Origin of the sequence: Antrihabitans auranticaus (assembly GCF_016481275.1) — a bacterium.
In the GTDB taxonomy this organism is placed as follows: Bacteria; Actinomycetota; Actinomycetes; order Mycobacteriales; family Mycobacteriaceae; genus Antrihabitans.
Map to the genome: position 1 here is coordinate 176,163 of NZ_JAEMNW010000007.1, position 18,686 is coordinate 194,848.

The following is an 18,686-nucleotide window of genomic DNA, read 5'->3' on the forward strand; positions in this document are numbered from 1 at the left end:
CATGGGTAAGGAAATCGACCGGGTCCGGGCAAAATCCGCGATCGAAACGGTCAAGGAAAGTCCACTGATCGCGGCCGTTGCCTTGGCACCGATCGTGGTGATTCTGGGCGTCGTGTGGTGGCTGGTAGGTCCGGGACTCGCGATCGCACTGCTCGTCGCGCTGGGCGTGGTGGTCGTGGTCGGTGGCAAGTTCGTCCGCTAGCGCGGAATGTGGAAACTCACCAAGTCGGCGGTTCCGGTGTCGATGTCGGCCCACGACTTGTCGAACTCGAGCACAGCCATGGCCGAGGTGGGGAACTTGCGGCTCACCTGTTCGGCGGGTTCGGAGTAGCGGTTGGACGCGAGCTCCCACGTCGTATAGGGCATTCCGGGCGCGTGGCCGATCAGCAACAGCGTGTCGACCGAGTCGTCGACCTCGCGAATGAGCTTGATCAGCTGTTCCGGCGAGCCGCCGTAGATGTCCTCGACGAAGGTCGTGGGTGCGTCGATGCGAGTCATAGCGAGGGTCTCGCGGGTGCGAACCGAGGTCGAGCAGAGGACTGCGCCGACCGGCGGTTGCTCGGCTCGGATCCACTCGCCCGCCAGCGTCGCTTCGCGTTCTCCGCGGGGGGCCAACGGCCGATCGTGATCGGCGATTCCGGTCGGATACGCTGACTTTCCGTGGCGCATAAGGATCAATACCCTCGTGGTCATACCGGTAACGGTATGCGCCCAGATCGGTGGCGTCACAATAGATAGTCAATGTTCAAAGACTGGTTACCCTAGCCGCTCGCTCGACAAGGATCGATCACATGGCATACGTAATCACCCAACGGTGCTGCAACGACGCAAGCTGCATTACTGAGTGCCCTGTCGACTGTATTCGTCCGTCGCCCAAGGACCCGGACTTCACGACTACCGAGATGCTCTACATCGATCCGCAGACGTGCATCGACTGCGGTGCCTGCGTCGACGCATGCCCTGTCGACGCGATTTTTTCCGAGGACGAGCTCTCGAAGTCGCTCGAACGTTTCCGCGATATCAATGCCGCCTATTTCGACCGGCACCCCCTCGAACCCGACATGTCTCCGCTGGCGATCCCGGTCCGACCGGACAAGTCGCTCGGGACGTTGCGCGTCGCCGTCATCGGCGCCGGACCGGCCGCGTGCTATTCGGCCGACGAACTGCTCAAGCGCGCTGACGTCGAGGTCGAGATGCTCGAGAAGTTGCCGACGCCCTATGGGCTCGTTCGAGCCGGTGTCGCGCCCGATCATCCGGGCACAAAAGGTGTCACCTCGATGTTCGAGTCGTCCTTCAAGCGCCAGACGTTCCAGTACTACCTCAATGTCGAAGTCGGCAAGCACATCTCGCACGCCGAGTTGCTGCAGCATCATCACGCGGTTGTCTATGCCGTTGGCGCATCGAGCGACCGGCACCTGGGCGTTCCCGGCGAGGACCTACCGGGCAGTCACGCCGCGACCGAGTTCGTCGCCTGGTACAACGGTCATCCGGAGTACGCGGATCGCACGTTCGACCTGTCGGGCGAGCGCGCGATCATCGTCGGAAACGGGAACGTTGCGCTCGATGTCGCGAGGGTGCTCACCCTCGGCCCGGACGAACTGGCCAAGACCGACATCGCCGACCACGCCCTGGAAGCCCTGCGGAACAGCAATATTCGCGAGGTCGTCCTGCTCGGTCGCCGCGGACCCGCGCAGGCCGCCTATACGTCGTCGGAGTTTCTCGCGCTCGGCTATCTGAAGAACATCGACGTCATCGTCGACGAAGAAGATCTTGTGCTCGACGACGCGAGTCAGGCCGCGGTCGACGATCCAGACGCGGAACCGTCGTTGCGGCTGAAGGTTGCGCTTGCCAAGGAGTACGCCGCCAAGTCGGCCGACCCGGCGCGCAAGCGAATCGTTCTGCGGTACCTCGTTTCTCCGGCGGAGGTCCTCGGCAGCGACAAGGTCGAGGGCGTGCGGATCGTCAAGAACACTCTCGTCGAATCGGCGCGCGGCCTGGACGCGCAGCCGACCGACGAGACCGAGACAATCGACGCCGGTCTCGTCATCAGGTCGATCGGGTACCGCGGTGTCGCGATCGAGGATCTGCCGTACGACGAACGCAGCGGAACCGTTCCCAACGAGAACGGCAGGGTCGTGGTCGACGGCGAACCTGTTCGCGGCGTCTACGTGTCCGGGTGGATCAAGCGTGGCCCGCGCGGTGTCATCGGCAGCAACAAGACAGACGCCGAAGAGACGATTCACTTGCTCCTCGAGGACTTCATGGCAGGCAGGCTCGAAGCACCTACCGGCGGTCGGGCCGAATTGGCGAAGTTGCTTGCCGACCGGCAGAAGGACATCGTCGGTCGGGACGGTTGGCGTGCGATCGACACCGAAGAACGCAAGCGTGGAAAAGACGCAGGCAGGCCGCGCGTCAAGTTCACGTCGGTCGACGAGTTACTGCAGGCCGCGAAGGGCTGAACCTACTGCGCGTCGGGGCGGTCTCCGGGAAGGGCGGAGATCCGCGCCGCGGTGCGCACGGACCCGTCGACGACGAACCACAGCTTCAAGACCGGCGAATCCGTCGCGGATCCATCGTCGTAGCGGCTGCGGACCATGACGCGTTCGCGAGCGAACACCGGCGCGATGTATTCGATGACGGCACGGTGCGGACGGGCGATGAGCTTCGGGAAGTCCACCAACCGGTGTTCGACCGCCTGCCAGTACGCGGCGTTGTTCAAGTGGTTGAACTGATCGATGTCTGTTGCCCGCAGGTGGAACGGCATATCCGCCTCGGACTCCGGAGGCGCAGGTTCGGCGAGCCAGGGGCGCCACCGCAACCGGTGCTCCGCGGTCATCATGCCCAGATACTCGAGGCCCTTGTCGCTGATGCGAGTGGGCATCCCGGTCGTCTCGCTGATGTTGATCCAGAAGCCTTCGGACTCGATCAATGCCCCGTTGTCGCTGTTTATCGACACGCGCATGTTCGTCCAGCGCGTCGACAGCGCGGAGCACCAGCGCCGCAGGTGCACCTCGTCCGGCCAGATGATCGGCCGGATCACGTCGATGACGGTACGGCGCACGATCCAGATGGGATCGGTCTCGGTGAAGAACGTCGCTTGCAGGTTCTCCCACGCGATGTCTTGGAGGTATCGAGCGACACCGTCGAACCGCAGGCGATTGTCGGGATCGACATCACCCGCGCGGACCGGCCATGAAGACTCGAATCCGAGCCCGCCCGCTGGGGGCGTGGCAAGTGGCTGATGGAGTGACACTTCGGCTCCTCGGTGTTGCTCTGACCCCTTCGACTTTACGTGGCCGTTGCGACATGCCCACGATCAGTTGGCAATCGGCGCCGGGAGTGTCTGCTCGATTCGGGTGATCGTGCCCTGGGCGGCTGCGCAGAGCACCGGCTGTAAGCCTTCGATTTCGACGTACAGATCGCACCGGCACACTGCCTGACGTCGCGTCGAGCTGACGACCGACGCGTGCGCGCGCAGCACCGAACCGGCTGCGGGCCGCAGGTAGGTAATGGTGAATCCGCCCGTGACGACGCTCGGACCGAGCACGGATCCGCCCGCGAACGTGAGCGCGTTGTCCGCCGCGTAGGCGAGAACGCCGCCGTGCACGAAGCCGAATTGCTGGCGGAGTTCGTCGCGAATGTCGATTTCGAGTGTTGCCGACCCAACCTCGAATACCACCAGTCGACCGCCGACCAGGGCGTTGAAGGGCTGGTTCTGCAGGACGCCACGTGCGTCCTCGATTGTCAGCGTCATCGTGAATTACCTTCCTGCTGTGCGGTTTTCAGGCTTTGCCACGCCGCCTCACCCAGAGTTACCGCGACCGTAGCTGGAGCTGAGTCGAACTGTCCGCTCAGCCATTGGCGCGCGTACTCCTGTGCGGGTCCGAGCCACAGCGCGTAGACGAGGGGGAATTCGAGCGGTCGGACGGCGCCATAGGCGGCATGGGTTCGCCACCATCGCATCGTGTCCCTGAGGAACTCGGTGTTGCTGCTCGACCGGGCAGCGGCCGGTCGGGGCGCAACGAGAATCTTGGCGCGTGCGGGTTCCCGCGACACCCAATCGAGGTGTGCTCGCACGCCTGACCGGACGCCCTCCTCGGCTGTTTCGCTGTCGCGGATCGCCGCCCAGAATGCGGCCTGGTAATCGGCGAGGGCGTGCTCCCATACCGCGCTGTAGAGCTGGGCCTTGTCGGAGAAGTGGTGATACAAAGCGCCGACGCTCACCCCGACTTCGTCGCGAATGTCGGCGAGCGTGGTCTCGAGTGTCCCTCTGGCTGCGAACTGCCGCTCGGCCGCCTGAATCAACCGATCCCGAACCTGCATTAACAGAATATAGTTCTGGTTCTGCCGAACTTCAATTGGTAATGTGCGCCGGGGGTCGGTGATGGCATGCTCGTTGGATGCGAATCTCGAGTGGTGCGTTCGCGGACGAAGGGTGGATTCCGGTCGAGCATTCGGTGGACGGGTCGGGTTCACTCGCTCCGCTCGAATTCGCCGATGTGCCGGACGGTGCACGGAGTCTTGCCCTCGTCGTCCACGATCCGGATGTGCCGAGAGATCGGCGACCGGACGGCAACTTCGATCACTGGGTCGTGTGGAACATTCCTCCCAAGCAGAGTGGTCTGTCGAATGCGGCCGACCCAGGCGGCGTAGTGGGAGCGAATTCCCGCGGCGCAAAGGAGTGGGTGGCGCCGGCCCCGCCCCCCGGCGACGGACCCCACCGCTATTACTTCACCCTCTACGCTCTGGACACGCTGCTCGACCTCGCGTCCACAGCCGGCCGTTCCGACCTGGAAGCTGCGATCGAAGGTCACGTCCTCGATCGTGCGGTCCTGATGGGCAAGTTCGAGCGCTGATGGGCGCCCTGCGGGGAGTGCGCGCCTTGTTCGATGTCGCGCCGGGTACTCGTCCGGCCGCACTGAACGGCTTGATCAACGGAGTAGCGGTCGCTGCGCCACTCGTTGCAGGACTCGTGGTCGGTGCGCCCGAGTCGGGAGCCCTGGCCTGCCTGGGTGCATACGTCGCCGCTTTCACGAACAAGGGCGGACCACGTCGATCCCGCACACTCGGCCTCTGTACTGCCGCAGTCGCGAACGCCGTCGCATTCCTGTTGGGCGCGTTCACGTCGCACCTGTTCGTCGTCGCGGTCGTGCTCGTGACTGCCCTCGTCTTCATCGCCGCAATGGGGTCGGCGGTCAACGCGACCGCGGCCCGTTTGGGAACCATGCCGGCGACTGCGTTTCTTGCCAGCTCGATTGCCGCGGGCAGGGGCTGGATCGATGTGCTGGTCGCCGCTGCGCTCGTCATGACCGGCGGGCTCTGGTACGCGGCCGTGACCGGCCTCGCCACGCCGGCGCCGCGCGTCGAGGGGATTCTCGCGAGCGTTGCCGAACCGCTCGTACTGCTCGGGCGTTGTTTCATGGCGCGCGCGGATGGCAGACGAGACCCCGCCGAACACGAGCAATTGGTGGCCGCGGTTCGCCGGGCAGAAGCGGCGGTCGTCGCAATCGCGACACCGAGCGGCGACGAGGCCCTCGCGCGAGCGCTGACGCGCATAGTGAACCAGGCCGAGGTGCTCGTGGATCTCTCCGCCGCGCTCGACGATCTCGGGCCCGTCGACGACGCGATTGCAGTGAGTTGCCGTGGCGCGCTCGGTGAGATCGGAGCGGAGATCGCGGCGGTCGGGACACAACTCGCGGGCCGTACGAAGGCCCGTTCAATGCGCGGCGATGCGCTCGCCGATGTGACGGCCGCGTGTGACTCGGTACGGTCCGCGGTGCGCAACGGCACCGAGCCCTACAGTCGGCTCGTCGCGGTCGGGCGGTATCGCCGGATCCTGGAATCACTGGTCCAGACGACGGCCGTGACGGGAGCTGCGGTCGACACGCTCGATCTGGATGACAAGACCGGAAAGGCCGAGCTCCGCACTGCCGACGAACCACGGCGAGCGCCGGTGGATCTCGCCCGGCTGCGGGCGGCGATGACGTTGACGTCCGTCCAATATCGGCATGCGTTGCGCATTACGGCGATCACGGCAGGCTTCTACGCCGTGGTTGCCGCTCTCGGTCTCCCGCACGGCGAGTGGGGCATTCTGGCGGTGCTGAGGGTGTTGCGCCCGCAGTACGGCGCGACGGTCGAGCGTGCGGGTCAACGGGTGATCGGGAACGTGATCGGTGGATCGTGTGCGGCGGTCCTCATCGCGTGGGTGCATCAGCCAGCAGCGCTCGTGATCGTCCTGTTCGCCGTCATCACGATCGGCTTCACACTGCGGCCGATCAACTACGCGTTCTGGGTGATCTTCGGAACGCCTCTCGTCCTGTTGATCGGTGATATCTCGGATCCAGGTGACTGGTCTGCGGCGCTCGCCCGGATTGTCATGACGCTCGTGGGAAGTGCGGTGGCACTCGCCGGCGGCTACGTTCTCTGGCCGAGTTGGGAGCGCGACCGTATGACCGACCTGGTTCGCGCTGCATCCGACGCGTCGCAGACTTTCCTATCGGAGAGCCTGCGCGCAGTGCGTTCCCCGAATGCCGACCGTCTCGAGCAGGCACGCCGCACAGCCGAAGAGAAGCTCGCCGACGCGCGCGCAGCGGCCCTGCGGGCGCGTCGGGAACCAGGCGCCGCTGCTACCCCAGATGCGGACGCGGCACTAGACGGGCTCACTCGATTACAGCGTCACCTGGCGGCGTTGTCCGCGCTGCCGAAATCGTCGGCTGCGCAGATCCCCGCGCTCGACGACTACATCCGTAGCGCCGCGACAAGCCTGACCGGATCCGACACGGGGCAGTCGCTGGCGGCGCAGGAGCAGGCCCTCGAAACGATGTTCGCCTATCTCGAACGCGTTCATCGAGAGCGTATGACGGAACTGCCGGTGAGCGGAGCGGCGGACACTCGTGCTCGTGCAGAGATCCGGGAGAACGGGCCTCTGATTGCGTCGTTCGCCGCTATTACCGGCGAGCTCGGATCTGTGCGAGCAGCGAGAGATACTATGTCATCAGACATAGCGTTGTGAGGAGCGAGTGCTGCAGTGGGTCGACGATCGGATGCCCGCGAGAAGATGTTGCTCAGTGCTGTCGGATTGTTTCGTCGCCACGGCATCGACGGGACCTCGATCGGTGACGTGATTGCCGACGCCGATGCACCGCGGGGTTCGATCTATCACCACTTTCCCGGTGGTAAGACGCAGCTCGCAGAGGAGGCGACCCGACGCGCGGGAGCGGTCATGGGTGGCGCGATGGCCCACAGCCTCGCGTTCGACGGCCCGGCCGCGACCTTGCGGCTGCTCGTCGAACAATTTCGTAACGAGCTGCGCAACAGTGACTTCGAGTCCGGATGTCCGATCGGTGCGGCGGCGCTCGAAGGCGGCGGGACACCGGCCGCGCGGCTGGCCGCCGGCGAATCGTTCACTGCATGGGAGGCCGACATCGCCGCTTCGCTGTGGCGGGCCGGCCTTCCCATGGATCGCGCCGAAGCCATGGCAACGACCGCTGTCGCGGCGGTCGAGGGTGCGATCATGCTCGGCAGAGCGCAGCGCAGCACGCGCGCGCTGGACCGTGTCGAGACCCAGTTGATCGAACTGGTGGAAGCTCTCACCGCCGAATCGTGATGGCCGTCACACGCTGCGGGCTCGTTTGAGTCCGGCCACAATCGCTGGGTCTTTCTATGTATGCCTGCATACATTTTAAGCGGCACAACGCGGTGCCTAGCCCCCACGGGCAAGCGAAAGGACCGTTTAGATGAAGCTCCCAGCTCTCTACGTCGCAGTCGCGGTGTCGGCTGCACTATTGCTCAGCGCCTGCTCATCCGACGACGAAGGCGGCACTTCCGCGGCGACGACGACAGCTGCCGTCGGTCGTGCCGACCTACCGCTGCCGACCGCAGCCGATGTCAATGCCCGGATCTCGCAGGCGTTCGACCCGGCGGTTCCCGTGGGGGAGAAGCTCGACCTCATCGAAGGGATTCGGACCGATGCAACCCTCGTCGAGCAGCTGAGCGCGACTGCGGCCGGGCGCTCGGCGTCCCTGACGATTGCGGACCCGATCGTTGCCGCGGGGCCCGGCCAGTTCACCGCTCCGTTCACGGCCTCGATCGACGGCGCCGCGATTCCCGGTGAAGCGACGTTCGTCGTAGAAGACGGTGTCTGGAAGCTGTCGAAGGCGAACGGCTGTGCCCTGATCACCGGCCTCGGCCTCGTCACGTACCAGTGCGCAGCGTGAGCACCCGCGCGGTGGAAGCCGGTAGCCGCACCCGGCCCGTACTTGCACTGATCGTGCTGTGCCTCGCCGAAATGCTTGTCCTGCTGGACAATACGATTGTCAACGTCGCGCTGCCGTCGATGAGCACTGCCTTGCACGGCAGCTTCAGCGGATTGCAATGGATCGTCGACGCCTATGTGTTGACCTTCGCCGGCCTGCTGCTGGCGTTCGGCCACCTCGGTGACCGCTACGGCCGTCGCAAGGTGATGATCATCGGCTTGGCCGGTGTCGGTGTGATGTCGGTGGCGGGCGCTCTCGCCGGCGGTATCGGCGAAATCATCGCAGTCCGTGCCGGCATGGGTGTCTTTGCCGCAGCGGTCTTTCCGGCCACTCTGGCGTTGATCACGACGCTGTTCCGGGACCCGCGCGCTCGCGCTGGAGCCGTCGCCGCGTGGACCGCGATGGCGGGCTTCGCGATCGCGATCGGGCCGACCGCGGGCGGTTGGCTGCTCGAGCACTTCTCCTGGCGGTCGGTGTTCTGGATCAACGTTCCGCTTGCGATCGTGCTGGTTGTTGCCGCCCTGGTGCTGGTGCCGGAATCGCGCGCCCCGCAGACCGGTCCGCTGGATGTGCCCGGAATCGTGCTGTCCCTGTCCGGTGTCACCGCGCTGGTGTGGGCGATCATCGAGGCACCGCAGAACGGCTGGGTGTCGCAGCCGACGTTGCTCGGCTACGCGCTCGCCGTCCTGTTGCTCGCCGCCTTCGTGCTGCGCGAGCTGCGCGCGCCGCACCCCGTTCTCAACCTGCGGCTGTTCACAATTCGGCGTTTCTCGTTGCCGGCGCTGTCGATCACCGTCGCGTACTTCAGCATGTTCGGGTTCTTGTTCCTGATCACCCAGTACTTCCAGGGTGTCCGGGAGTACACGCCACTCGAATTCGGCGTGCGGTCCCTGCCGTTCGCGATTGCGATCGGACTGGCTGCTCCCGTGGCAGTGCTTCTTGCACAGCGTTTCGGAACGACGGCGGTGATCGTCTCAGGTCTCCTCGTCCTTGCGCTCGGCATGTACATCGCGGGACAGGTCACTGTCGACTCGCCCTACGTCGGCGTCGTCCTGGTGTCGATGATCCTGATGGGTCTAGGCCTCGCCATCGTCCAGGGCCCTGCGACGGAGGCAATCATGTCCGCGGTGCCCGAGGATGAGGTCGGCGCGGGCGCAGGCGTGAACGACACGACCCGCGAGGTCGGCGGGGCACTCGGCGTAGCGGTACTGGGCTCGATCGTCGCTGCGACGTACAAGGTGCAGATCTGGCCGATCGTCGACACCATTCCCGATTCGATTGCCGGTCCCGATCAGAAGGAGTTCATGCGGGAAACCGCCATGAGCATCATCGGCTTGCGGGAACAGCAGCAGACCTCGCCCTTCGCGGCGCGGATCGAGCAGATCATCGATCAGATGAAGATCGCGGTTCTCGACGGCTTCCACACCGCAACGTTCGTGACGGTCGGCGCGGTACTCGTCGTTGCTCTCGTCGTCGCCGTTGCGCTGCCGTGGCGGCGGAGTGCGAACCAGCAATCGGTCCTGCTCGGTTGGGCCGAGAAGAAGGAACCAGTCGAAGTCTCGTGATGTACAGGTGCCTCGCGGCCGGGTATGCAACAGTGTGAATATGTCCGACGACAGCGAGGCGCACTGGTGGTTCTGTGTCGAGCATCAGAAGCCCGAGCACGGGAATGTCTGTGGCTCACGCAATCGGCTCGGTCCTTTTCCCGACGAGGCGACGGCAGCGCGTGCTCCCGAGATAGCCAGGGAACGCACTGCCGCCGCCGACCGGTACGACGAAGAGGGTTAGCCGGCAACGACTTCAGGACGTGGGTTTCGGTCGCTCGCGCTGCTCGGGGACCTGGAACTGATACGTGTCCGGGTCGGCGGCGGTCCACAATTCCTGTCCGAGGTCGCTGATCGTCAGGGTGTGTTTGACGTGTTTAGGCGAGCGGAAAGTCAGCTTCGCGCCCATGCCGATCTTGGCCTTGGCGGTCTCGTCGGCTTTCTCGATTTCCTCGTAGGTCTCGAGAATTTCGTACTGCTCGCGAAGCGTCTCGTCCTCGGGGCCGATGTCGACCAAGCCCAGTGCCTCCAGGTGGGACACGTATGACGTCACGGCGTCCGGTCGACGCACCCCCGCCTCGGTGCCGATCGTCGTCGCGTAGTCGAGCACATGCCGTTCGACGCCACCGGGAGGTCCGACGCCGACGTTGATCAGCGGGCTGACGCGACCGTCGGACAACGCGTTCAGTATCCGGACCTCGTCGGGGACCAGTTGCAGCAACAGGCGCTTGAAGTTGGCTTCCGCCGCCTGCCGTGGACTTTGCCGGACGGATCGTTCGAGCAGTTCGTGCAGCATCGATCGCACCGACATCGTCGGATCCGGTGGGGCTGTGAATGTTTCGTCGTCGCGTTCAGCCGCCCCCGGATACAGCGACGACGCGGTTGAACTGCGCTCGTCGGAAAGCAGAACGTCGCGAAGTACCGACTCGGTCAGGGCGATCGGGCGCCGAATCAACCCGATGGGCGTCATCCGTCCCGCGAACGCCAAACCGTCGATCGGGAGATGGCGAAGTCTGCGCGATGCACTCTCCAGCGCGCCGGCCAGGCTGCGCGTCGCGGTCACGACGGGTAGCGGGCGTAGTTCGTGCGGACCCGACTTCTCCTGGGCCATGATTCGTCCTTCCCTCGAGCACTCGGATGAGTTATCCCGCCCAGACCTGGATCACGACGTCCTGCAGGAGGCCGGCGAAGGCGCCCAAAACCGCACCCGTCGAGATCAGTGCCCATTCGTCTTGCTGGAACGCGGGACGCAGCACCTGCTCGAACTCTTCGGGCGGAAGCTCCCGCAGGCGGTCGGCGAGTAGGTGTTCGAGGTCCAGTGCTTCTGCGATGTAGTCCTCGGCGTTCGACATCGTCTCAGCGAGTGTGTTCATGACCCGTTCGGCCATGATCGTCCGCATTTTGTCGAAGTTTTCTGTTCCCGCAAGCGTTTTCACGACAGGTCGGGCGATGCCGAGTTCGTCGTCGATCATTCTGCCGATGTGGTTGTCGAGAATCAGATAGAAGCGATCGGATTTCGGCCCGCGCAACATGGTCTCGATAATTCCGTGCGGAGTCAGTACTTCTTCGGCGATGAGTTTGGCGAGTTCGGTGGACGCTTCGTCCTGATACTTCAGAAACAGTCCCTGCCAGGTGAATAGTCCGAGGTACTTCTTCGGACGCTTCGGATTGAACAGCAGGCCTTTGATGCAGAAAGCGTCCGTGGCCCAGCCGTTCAACGCACCCATCACCGGGTTCACGATCGGCGAATGCAGAATGAGGTAGAAGACCAACTGCAGTATGCCGATGAAGAATCCGGCGACGAGTCCGAAGCGCCTGATGAACGCCCACTCGCGCTTGCCTGCCTGGCGGAAGATCCGCTGCAGGATGGTCTTGTCGTACACGAGCTTTCGGGTTGTGAGCGACTTCAGATCGAGAACGTCGTCGACATTCTCCCGCACGTCGACCATGATCTGTTCGATTGCGCCGGGTGCCCGCTCGCGCATGCGTGCAATAAGGCGATCCTTGACGATGCCGGGCATGTTTCCCCAGAGTTCCGGCTGAATTGTGGCTGCGGTTTCCTGGGTTATCGCGTCCATCGAATCGAGTAGCGGCTGCTTGATCTCGGCGAGCAGTTTGTCGGGGTCGACGCGTGACCACACGTCGGCGGGAGTAATGAGTTCGCCCACCATTTTGTTGGTCGCCACGCTCGTCATGTGTGCGGCCCGCATCGGGATGATGCCTTGCCACCCGATCGGAATCGGGCCGATGTGGAAACCTTTGAAATCGATCGGTTTGAACATCATTTCGATTGCGGCAATCTTCGTGACCCAACCGATCAAAGCCGCGAGTAACACTACGCAGGTGTATGGAATCCAGTGCTCGAGAAATTCGGTCAGCATGTGGTCGGGCTGCCTTTCCGTCGCGGGCCGCGGGGTCTGGGGGGCTCGCGCCGATCTTGGAATGCCCGTACCGGATGGATCGCAAACGTGGGCAGCGCCTAGCGGTCGTCGTCGTCGACGATCTCGCGCAAGACGCTGAGGAACGTCTCGTACCGCTCCGCGCCGATGCGGTCGCGCCATCGATCTTCGACTGCGGCGATGGCGTTGTGCATGGCCGCGACGATGTCGTCGCCCCGCGGCGTGCGCACGAGGAGCTTGGCGCGTCGATCGGCCGGATCGGGAACGATGTCGACGAAGCCGCCGTGCGAAAGCTGCATCGCGATCTGGCCGAGGCCCTGCTTTGTCACTTGCAGTCGCGTGGCGAGATCGCTCACCCGGCCACCGGTAGTGGGTAGCGAGTCGAGCAACCGCAGCTGCGCAGCCTGCATCGGCCGACTCGGACGTGCCGCGGATTTCTCGGACTCCTCGCGCAGTCGCCTCGTCGCCATGTGCAGGAGGTATGCGGCGTGTGTCGGCCCCGCTGCGTCGACGTTGACGTCTGGCATGGTGTGACCTTGTCTCGATAGACAAGTAACGTTACTTTACTACGCTGGAGGCTCAATGGTCGACGTGGACGCGCCGGACTGGCTGCGCCGCGTTGCGCGTAGTGACCTGACCACCGCTGTCGCGGCGGCGGTCGGCGATCCGCATTGCGAGGTGACGTCGTGGCGAATCGAGAGCGTCGACTACCGCTTCGGCTCTCCGACGACGGGCGGGATGTGGCGCCTGCGTGGCGAGGCGAGCAGTAGGGGGTGTACCCGGTCCTGGTCGATCTTCGTCAAGCTCGTGCGGTCCTACCGACTGTGGCCGCTGTATCCGACGCTGCCGCAGGAGATCCGGAACAGTCCGCGCATCGACGTGGCGTGGCGATATGAGGCGGATGTGTACGGCTGGGCGGCACTTTCGGCAGCGCTGCCGACCGGCGTGCATTTGCCCGAAGTGCGTCTCGTTCAACAACTTTCCGCCGACGAGGTCGCACTGTGGCTCGAAGACGTTCGGGTCGCGGAGGCGCGGTGGGACTTGCCGACCTTCGAATCGGCGGCAGAACTGCTCGGCCTGCTCGGTGCGCGCCTGACGACCGCGGATGCGCTGCCACCGTCGGCGTCGCGAGTTCCCGGTGAAGTAGTCCGGTTGCATTACGACACAAGACTTTCCGTAGCGGTGCTGCCGGTGTTGCGCAGTGCCGAACTGTGGCGGCATCCGCTCGTCGCCGAGGCGGCCGATGGTCGTTTGCGAGTGGACATGCTCGAACTCGCGGGACGACTCCCGGCGTTGCTCGACGCGCTCGACGAGCTACCGCAGGTCTTCGGCCATGGCGACGCGAGCCCGCAGAACCTACTCGTTCCCGCCGGCGATTCGAGGGCATTCGTCGCTATCGATTGGTCGTTGGGCGGGCTCGCGGCCGTCGGCTACGACCTCGGGCAACTACTGGTTGGCTTGGCGCACGCTGGTGAGCTGCCGACGTCGGACCTCGGCGGTATCAGGCAGGCAATCGTTCGCGCGCACACTGCGGGACTGGCCGCCGGCGGCATTGCAGTGAGCGAAGGCGAAGTGCGCCTCGGGCTCGACGCCGGTCTCGTGGTGCGGAGCGCGTTCGCGGCGCTGCCGCTGGAGCGCCTGCGCGAGCCGGTCACCGCCGAATTGACGGCGTTGTTCGCCGACCGTGTGCGACTGACGCGCTATCTCGTAGATCTCGGCCTGGCACTGAAAGGCAAACCATGACCAGCGCAGTATTCGCACCGATTCGGCGGCAACGGACCATCCTGCTTGAGACCCGGAAACGGGACGGATCGTGGATTGCCACTCCTGTGGCACCGGCCGTCGCCGGCGACCGGCTGCTCGTCGGAACCTTCACGGGCGCATGGAAGGCCAAGCGCATAGCCAACTTCCCCGAGGTTGCGGGTCGCCCTGCACGTTTCGCGGGAAGGTGACCGGTCCGCGAGTTCTCGCGACTGCGCGCCTGCTCGAAAGCGTGGAGGCAGCTTCGGCATATCGCACGCTGCGCCGCCGCTTTCCCTTAGTCTACGGCGTCCTGGTGCCGATCGAGTTGCGGTTGCGGCGGGCGACGGGGTTGTACTACGAACTGGTACTGAGCAGTGTTCAGTGAACACCTGTACTCTGCTAGCATCCGTTTGACACCAGACCGTTTCAGATTGGGTAGCGAATGACAGTCAATGCCGACGTCGAATTCCCAGCTCAACCCCCGCGCGCCAAGCGGCGGCGCCCGTTGCTTCCGGGGGACGACCCGTTCTACGTGGCTCCGAAAGGTTTCGCAGCCGCGCCCGCAGGGGCGATCCTGCGGAGCCGGGAGATCGAGCTTGCGCTTTTGGGCCTTGTGCCGCAGAAGATTTCGGCCTGGCAACTGCTGTACCGGACCTGCGACCTCAACGGCGTGCCCGAAGCTGCCGTGACAACTGTGCTGCTGCCCAGCGATGCGGACCCGAGCGAGCCGCGGCCGATCGTGGCCTACCAGTGCGCGATCGACGCGATCTCGGCGCGCTGCTTTCCCTCGTACTCGTTCCAGCGCGGATCGCGGGCGTTCGGTTCGGTCCCGGCACTCGAACTGCTCGTCATCGCCAGCGCATTGCGCCGGGGCTGGGCGGTATCGGTCGCCGATCACGAGGGCGTGCACGGCTACTTCGGGGCTCCACGTGAACCCGGCTACCGTGCCCTCGACGGGGTTCGTGCGGCACTGGCATTCGAGCCGCTCGGCCTGGATCCGCTGACGAAGGTCGGCCTGTGGGGCTACAGCGGCGGCGGAATGGCGACCTCCTGGGCGGCCGAGATGGCGACCGAATACGCACCTGAACTGGATATCGTCGGCGCCTCGCTCGGGTCATCGGTCGGTGACCCCGGTGAGACGTTCATCAGGCTGAACGGCACGTTCCATTCGGGGCTGCCCGCAATCGTCGTTGCGGCGTTGCGGCACCTGTACCCGGGGCTGGAACGCGTCATGCAGGAGCATGTCGACGAGGCGGGCCGCCGTCGGCTCGATCTGTGCGAAAAGCTCCCGACCGTCGCGGCAATCCTGAAATTCGCGGGCGACGACTTCGACAACTACACCGATCTTCCGATCGCCGACGTCCTGGCGATGCCGGAGGTCCTCGAGGTGTTCGACGACATTCGGCTCGGGATGCGCACGCCGGCCGTCCCGCTGTTGATGGTGCAAAGCGTGAACGACCAGATCATCAACGTCGAGGACGTCGACGGTCAAGCGCGGCGATACTCCGACGGCGGTGCCCACGTCACCTACGTGCGCGACCGCTGGAGTGAACACATCACCTTGATGATTCTTGCCGCACCGACGGTCCTGGATTGGCTGTCGGACCGATTCGACGGCAAACCACTTCCGAAGGCGCACACGCGCACGGTGCGTTCGATTGCGCTCAAACCGTCGTCGCTGTCCGGGTTCGCGGCGTTGGCGGCCGCGGCAGGGCGGGTCATCGCAGGCCGACCGGTGCGGTCGGCACGGCCGCCGCGCTTCGCGGATGGCGCTCTCGCACGACGTCTTTCGACGTGGATGCGAGAGGCCTCCTAACTAGATGCGAGCAGCGACAGCTGCCGCGAGCCGCTTCGGTAGGCGCGGGCGGGGGACGCTCGCGACTACCGCTGCAAACGAGGCGCGATCGGTGATCTTGTCTCGCACACGGTTCTGCGCGACGCCGCGCTCGAGCTCGACGCGATCGATCGCGTTCCAGCCGGCTCGGTCGACGGTGGCCGGTTGCAGAGCGCGAATCGTTCGAGGCAATTGCGCCGCAGCGTATTTCGGTGCGTTGAGCAGACCCGCGTTGTAGTCGTCGACGAGCGCGTTGACGGTCTCCTGTGCACAGGATTTGTTGGTGCCTATGAAGCCGGACGGCCCACGTTTGATCCAGCCGACGGCGTACGTGCCGGGTGTGTTCTGCACCCGGCCCCCTTCGTTCGGGATGACGCCCGCACGATCGTCGAACGGCAGGCCCGCAACGGGTACGCCTCTGTAGCCGATCGATGTGAGGACGAGTCCGGTAGCGAGAGTGTCGAGTTCGCCCGTTGCGGTGATCGCCACGTTGCCGTCCGCGCTCACCGTAAGGGAATTGCGTGCGAACTCGACGCCGACCACGTTGTCGTCGCCGAGGATCTGGGTCGGAGCGGCCAAGTAGCGCAGCGTGATTCGTTTCCGACCGGGCGTCGGAGTGCCGGCCTGGGCCTCCCGGAGCATCGCGATCTTCTGTGCGGTGCTGTGGTCGAGTGCTGTCTCGTCTGCTTCGATATCGCCTTCGACGACGATGTCGATATCCGGTTCGGCGAGGAGGCCCGAAAACTCGGGCACCGTGAACGCCGATTGTGCGGGTCCGCGGCGGCCGACGATCACGACCTCTTCGATCTTGCTCTCGCGCAAAGCTTTCAGTGCGTGCGCAGCGATGTCCGTGCGGGCGAGCTTCGCAGGATCCGATGTCAGAATCCGGGCGGCATCGAGGGCGACGTTGCCGTTGCCGATGATGACCACCCGGCGCTGCGAGAGGTCGAACGTCGCGCCCGCGTGGTCGGGATGCCCGTTGTACCAGGCGACGAAATCGGTCGCCGAGACACAGCCGGACAGTTCTTCGCCCGGGATGCCGAGGCGGCGATCCGACGACGCGCCGACCGCGTAGACGACGGCGTGGTGGTGCGACAACAGTTCGTCGTGCGAGATGTCCGTGCCTACCTCGACATTGAGGTAGTACTCGAACCCGCGCTGGTCGGCGATGGTGTCGAACAGGCGGGTGACCTGCTTCGTCTTCTGATGGTCCGGCGCGACGCCGGCACGGACGAGTCCGTGCGGGGTCGGCAGTCGGTCGAACACGTTGACCTGCACACCGGGCTGAGTCAGCAATTCGTCGGCGGCGTACATCGCCGACGGACCCGAACCGATGATCGCAACGCGAAGCGGCTCGATGTCACGCCTGGCTGCGGGCGCCGGGATGACCGGCGCAAGCAGCCGGCGTGGCCGGTCTTCCTTGTAGAAGTCCGCGTTGATCGAGAGGTAGCGCTCCTGCGACTCTTGGAGCTTGGTGTGCGGAACGATTGCGTCGACCGGGCACGCCGAAACGCAGGCACCGCAATCCACGCACGATGCGGGATCGATGTACACCATTTCGGCGGTCAGGAAGTCCGGCTCGTCCGGCGTGGGATGGATGCAGTTGACCGGGCACGCGTACGCGCACGAGGCGTCACTACAGCATGGCTGAGTTACGACGTGGGGCATGGGAAACCGTTCTGGGCTGTTGTCTGCGCGACTTTGCGGTCACGCGGATTTGAGGGCCGCAACACGGCTGGGTTCGCTGCGGTAACGGGAAACCTTGCCGTCGATCTTGAGCAGTTTCCACACCCGGCGCGAGATCGGGTTCATGAGACCGATTTCCTCTGCCAGCATGCGCACGTCCGCGTAGTAGTCACGCAGCGTCTGGCGCGATTCCGGGGCGTCCCAGAACAGTTCCTTCTTGACCGACTTCGGGATGTCGAATTCTTTCCAGAACGACGGCGGCGGGATGACGATGAAGTCGCCGAGCACACGCATGATGACGGGAAAGCCGAGCGAAAGCGTGAACTTGCTGACCGCGTTGAGCTCCGGCACGTGCTGGCGCAGGAACTGGTGCGCGAACGAGATGTGGCGGGCTTCCTCGGCAACGTGAATGCGCATGACGCCACCCATGATCGGGTGGATCTCTTCGCCGGAGCGCAGGATCGCTTTCTGAATGTGGTCGATCGGCTCTTCACCGGCGAGCACGCCCACGAAGAACACGGTGGGCAGGAAAGCGCCGGCGAGCGGAACGAACGGTGCGAGCCACTTCATCAGGGGGCGGCCACCCGGCACGTCCATGCCGATGCGGTTCACCATCTCCTGGAACATCAGGGTGTGGTTGCACTCTTCGATGACCTCGTGCGTGCAGTAGCGGGCCTCCGGGTTGTTGTTCCCGAGGCGGTAGACGTACTGCATGACGCCGTTGATCAGGATGGTTTCGAACTGCAGGCCAACCTTCGCGACGTTGGCCTGGCGCCACATTCCGATCGCGATCTTCTTCTCGTCCGGCAGGGCCAGGTACCACGGGTGCTTACCGAGCGGGTCGCCCGACTCAGGCAGGATCCAGCGGCGATCGTTGGGGGTTACCGCGAACTCCGGCGCTTCCCAGTCGATGTCGACGAAGGGATCGAAGTGGCGGTGCACGGAACCCTCGGACAGCATTTTCAGGGTTTCGTCGTAAGACTGACCCGAAGGCGTGCTGGCCACGGTCGAGAGAGACATCGTTGACTCCTGTCGGTGGTGTGGAACAACCCCTGCCCTCCTGTACGCGTCGCTGACAATGGAGGGCCTGTTGTCAACTTAACTGTAACTGTGGGTCTCGACAACGTCAAACGTATCAATGCTCATTGTCTAAATCGAATGGTCAAGCATGTAGAAATCGCGTGACCCACTCCGAGGTGTCGGGTAGAAGGGGCTTACGAGAGCC

The 18,686-nt window shown here is 64.6% G+C and carries 21 protein-coding genes; 12 read left to right on the plus strand and 9 right to left on the minus strand.

Annotated features, from left to right (window positions below; all coding sequences use genetic code 11):
• The first annotated feature begins 1 nt into the window (after position 1).
• A complete protein-coding gene (locus tag JGU72_RS25090; protein WP_199686823.1) occupies positions 2–202 on the plus strand; it encodes a hypothetical protein in 201 nt (66 codons plus the stop codon).
• Here JGU72_RS25090 and JGU72_RS25095 read toward each other — a convergent pair.
• Positions 199–693, minus strand: coding sequence for a SixA phosphatase family protein (locus tag JGU72_RS25095; protein WP_199686824.1), 495 nt, complete (start codon positions 691–693; stop codon positions 199–201). The two genes, JGU72_RS25090 and JGU72_RS25095, sit on opposite strands and share 4 nt — an antisense overlap.
• Positions 694–791: 98 nt before the next feature.
• Between JGU72_RS25095 and JGU72_RS25100 the strand changes: the two genes are divergently transcribed.
• Positions 792–2,459, plus strand: coding sequence for an FAD-dependent oxidoreductase (locus JGU72_RS25100; protein ID WP_199686825.1), 1,668 nt, complete (start codon positions 792–794; stop codon positions 2,457–2,459).
• 2 nt (positions 2,460–2,461) lie between these two features.
• On the opposite strand, the gene JGU72_RS25105 is transcribed toward JGU72_RS25100, so the two are convergent.
• From JGU72_RS25105 to JGU72_RS25115, 3 genes are all read right to left on the minus strand, one after another.
• On the minus strand, positions 2,462–3,253 hold the full coding sequence (locus JGU72_RS25105; protein ID WP_199686826.1) for an acyl-[acyl-carrier-protein] thioesterase: 792 nt from the start codon (positions 3,251–3,253) through the stop codon (positions 2,462–2,464).
• A 63-nt stretch (positions 3,254–3,316) separates the two neighbouring features.
• Positions 3,317–3,754, minus strand: coding sequence for a PaaI family thioesterase (locus JGU72_RS25110; RefSeq protein WP_199686827.1), 438 nt, complete (start codon positions 3,752–3,754; stop codon positions 3,317–3,319).
• The gene (locus JGU72_RS25115; RefSeq protein WP_199686828.1) at positions 3,751–4,323 is read right to left on the minus strand and encodes a TetR/AcrR family transcriptional regulator; all 573 of its coding nucleotides are present in this window, start codon (positions 4,321–4,323) and stop codon (positions 3,751–3,753) included. The genes JGU72_RS25110 and JGU72_RS25115 overlap by 4 nt, the downstream gene beginning before the upstream one ends.
• Positions 4,324–4,400: 77 nt before the next feature.
• Between JGU72_RS25115 and JGU72_RS25120 the strand changes: the two genes are divergently transcribed.
• The 6 genes from JGU72_RS25120 (at position 4,401) to JGU72_RS25145 (ending at position 10,043) form a co-directional block, all read left to right on the plus strand.
• The gene (locus JGU72_RS25120) at positions 4,401–4,856 is read left to right on the plus strand and encodes a YbhB/YbcL family Raf kinase inhibitor-like protein (protein ID WP_199686829.1); all 456 of its coding nucleotides are present in this window, start codon (positions 4,401–4,403) and stop codon (positions 4,854–4,856) included.
• The gene (locus tag JGU72_RS25125; protein WP_199686830.1) at positions 4,856–7,012 is read left to right on the plus strand and encodes an FUSC family protein; all 2,157 of its coding nucleotides are present in this window, start codon (positions 4,856–4,858) and stop codon (positions 7,010–7,012) included. Before JGU72_RS25120 ends, JGU72_RS25125 begins: the two co-directional genes overlap by 1 nt.
• A 15-nt stretch (positions 7,013–7,027) precedes the next feature.
• Positions 7,028–7,606 carry a TetR/AcrR family transcriptional regulator gene (locus tag JGU72_RS25130; protein ID WP_307828598.1) on the plus strand — a complete coding sequence of 193 codons (579 nt, stop codon included), beginning with the start codon at positions 7,028–7,030 and terminating at the stop codon, positions 7,604–7,606.
• Positions 7,607–7,736: 130 nt separating this feature from the next.
• Positions 7,737–8,216, plus strand: a complete 480-nt coding sequence (locus JGU72_RS25135) for a WKL family lipoprotein (protein ID WP_199686831.1) — start codon at positions 7,737–7,739, stop codon at positions 8,214–8,216.
• Positions 8,204–9,820, plus strand: a complete 1,617-nt coding sequence (locus tag JGU72_RS25140) for an MFS transporter (protein ID WP_374101155.1) — start codon at positions 8,204–8,206, stop codon at positions 9,818–9,820. Before JGU72_RS25135 ends, JGU72_RS25140 begins: the two co-directional genes overlap by 13 nt.
• A 40-nt stretch (positions 9,821–9,860) precedes the next feature.
• On the plus strand, positions 9,861–10,043 hold the full coding sequence (locus JGU72_RS25145) for a hypothetical protein (protein WP_199686832.1): 183 nt from the start codon (positions 9,861–9,863) through the stop codon (positions 10,041–10,043).
• Between the two features lie 12 nt (positions 10,044–10,055).
• Here the strand turns inward: JGU72_RS25145 and JGU72_RS25150 are convergent, their stop codons facing one another.
• The 3 genes from JGU72_RS25150 to JGU72_RS25160 all read right to left on the minus strand — a co-directional run bounded on the left by JGU72_RS25150 (position 10,056) and on the right by JGU72_RS25160 (position 12,725).
• On the minus strand, positions 10,056–10,910 hold the full coding sequence (locus JGU72_RS25150) for an Abi-alpha family protein (protein WP_199686833.1): 855 nt from the start codon (positions 10,908–10,910) through the stop codon (positions 10,056–10,058).
• 31 nt (positions 10,911–10,941) lie between these two features.
• Positions 10,942–12,180, minus strand: coding sequence for a DUF445 domain-containing protein (locus tag JGU72_RS25155; RefSeq protein WP_199686834.1), 1,239 nt, complete (start codon positions 12,178–12,180; stop codon positions 10,942–10,944).
• A gap of 98 nt (positions 12,181–12,278) precedes the next feature.
• Positions 12,279–12,725 (minus strand): MarR family winged helix-turn-helix transcriptional regulator, encoded by a 447-nt coding sequence (locus JGU72_RS25160; protein ID WP_199686835.1) that lies wholly within the window; start codon positions 12,723–12,725, stop codon positions 12,279–12,281.
• Between the two features lie 55 nt (positions 12,726–12,780).
• Here JGU72_RS25160 and JGU72_RS25165 point away from each other — a divergent pair, with 55 nt between their 5' ends.
• From JGU72_RS25165 to JGU72_RS25180, 4 genes are read left to right on the plus strand one after another with little or no spacing between them, the layout of a single operon-like run.
• Positions 12,781–13,941 carry a phosphotransferase gene (locus JGU72_RS25165; RefSeq protein ID WP_199686836.1) on the plus strand — a complete coding sequence of 387 codons (1,161 nt, stop codon included), beginning with the start codon at positions 12,781–12,783 and terminating at the stop codon, positions 13,939–13,941.
• Positions 13,938–14,150, plus strand: a complete 213-nt coding sequence (locus JGU72_RS25170) for a PNPOx family protein (RefSeq protein WP_199686837.1) — start codon at positions 13,938–13,940, stop codon at positions 14,148–14,150. The genes JGU72_RS25165 and JGU72_RS25170 overlap by 4 nt, the downstream gene beginning before the upstream one ends.
• A complete protein-coding gene (locus JGU72_RS25175) occupies positions 14,147–14,326 on the plus strand; it encodes a hypothetical protein (RefSeq protein WP_199686838.1) in 180 nt (59 codons plus the stop codon). Before JGU72_RS25170 ends, JGU72_RS25175 begins: the two co-directional genes overlap by 4 nt.
• Positions 14,327–14,383: 57 nt before the next feature.
• The gene (locus JGU72_RS25180) at positions 14,384–15,757 is read left to right on the plus strand and encodes a lipase family protein (RefSeq protein ID WP_199686839.1); all 1,374 of its coding nucleotides are present in this window, start codon (positions 14,384–14,386) and stop codon (positions 15,755–15,757) included.
• Here JGU72_RS25180 and JGU72_RS25185 read toward each other — a convergent pair whose 3' ends face one another.
• Both JGU72_RS25185 and JGU72_RS25190 read right to left on the minus strand, forming a co-directional pair.
• The gene (locus JGU72_RS25185) at positions 15,758–17,443 is read right to left on the minus strand and encodes an FAD-dependent oxidoreductase (RefSeq protein WP_199686840.1); all 1,686 of its coding nucleotides are present in this window, start codon (positions 17,441–17,443) and stop codon (positions 15,758–15,760) included. It abuts the gene before it with no gap.
• A gap of 39 nt (positions 17,444–17,482) precedes the next feature.
• Complete coding sequence (locus JGU72_RS25190) at positions 17,483–18,481, minus strand: AurF N-oxygenase family protein (protein WP_199686841.1); 999 nt, start codon at positions 18,479–18,481, stop codon at positions 17,483–17,485.
• Positions 18,482–18,686 lie beyond the last annotated feature (205 nt).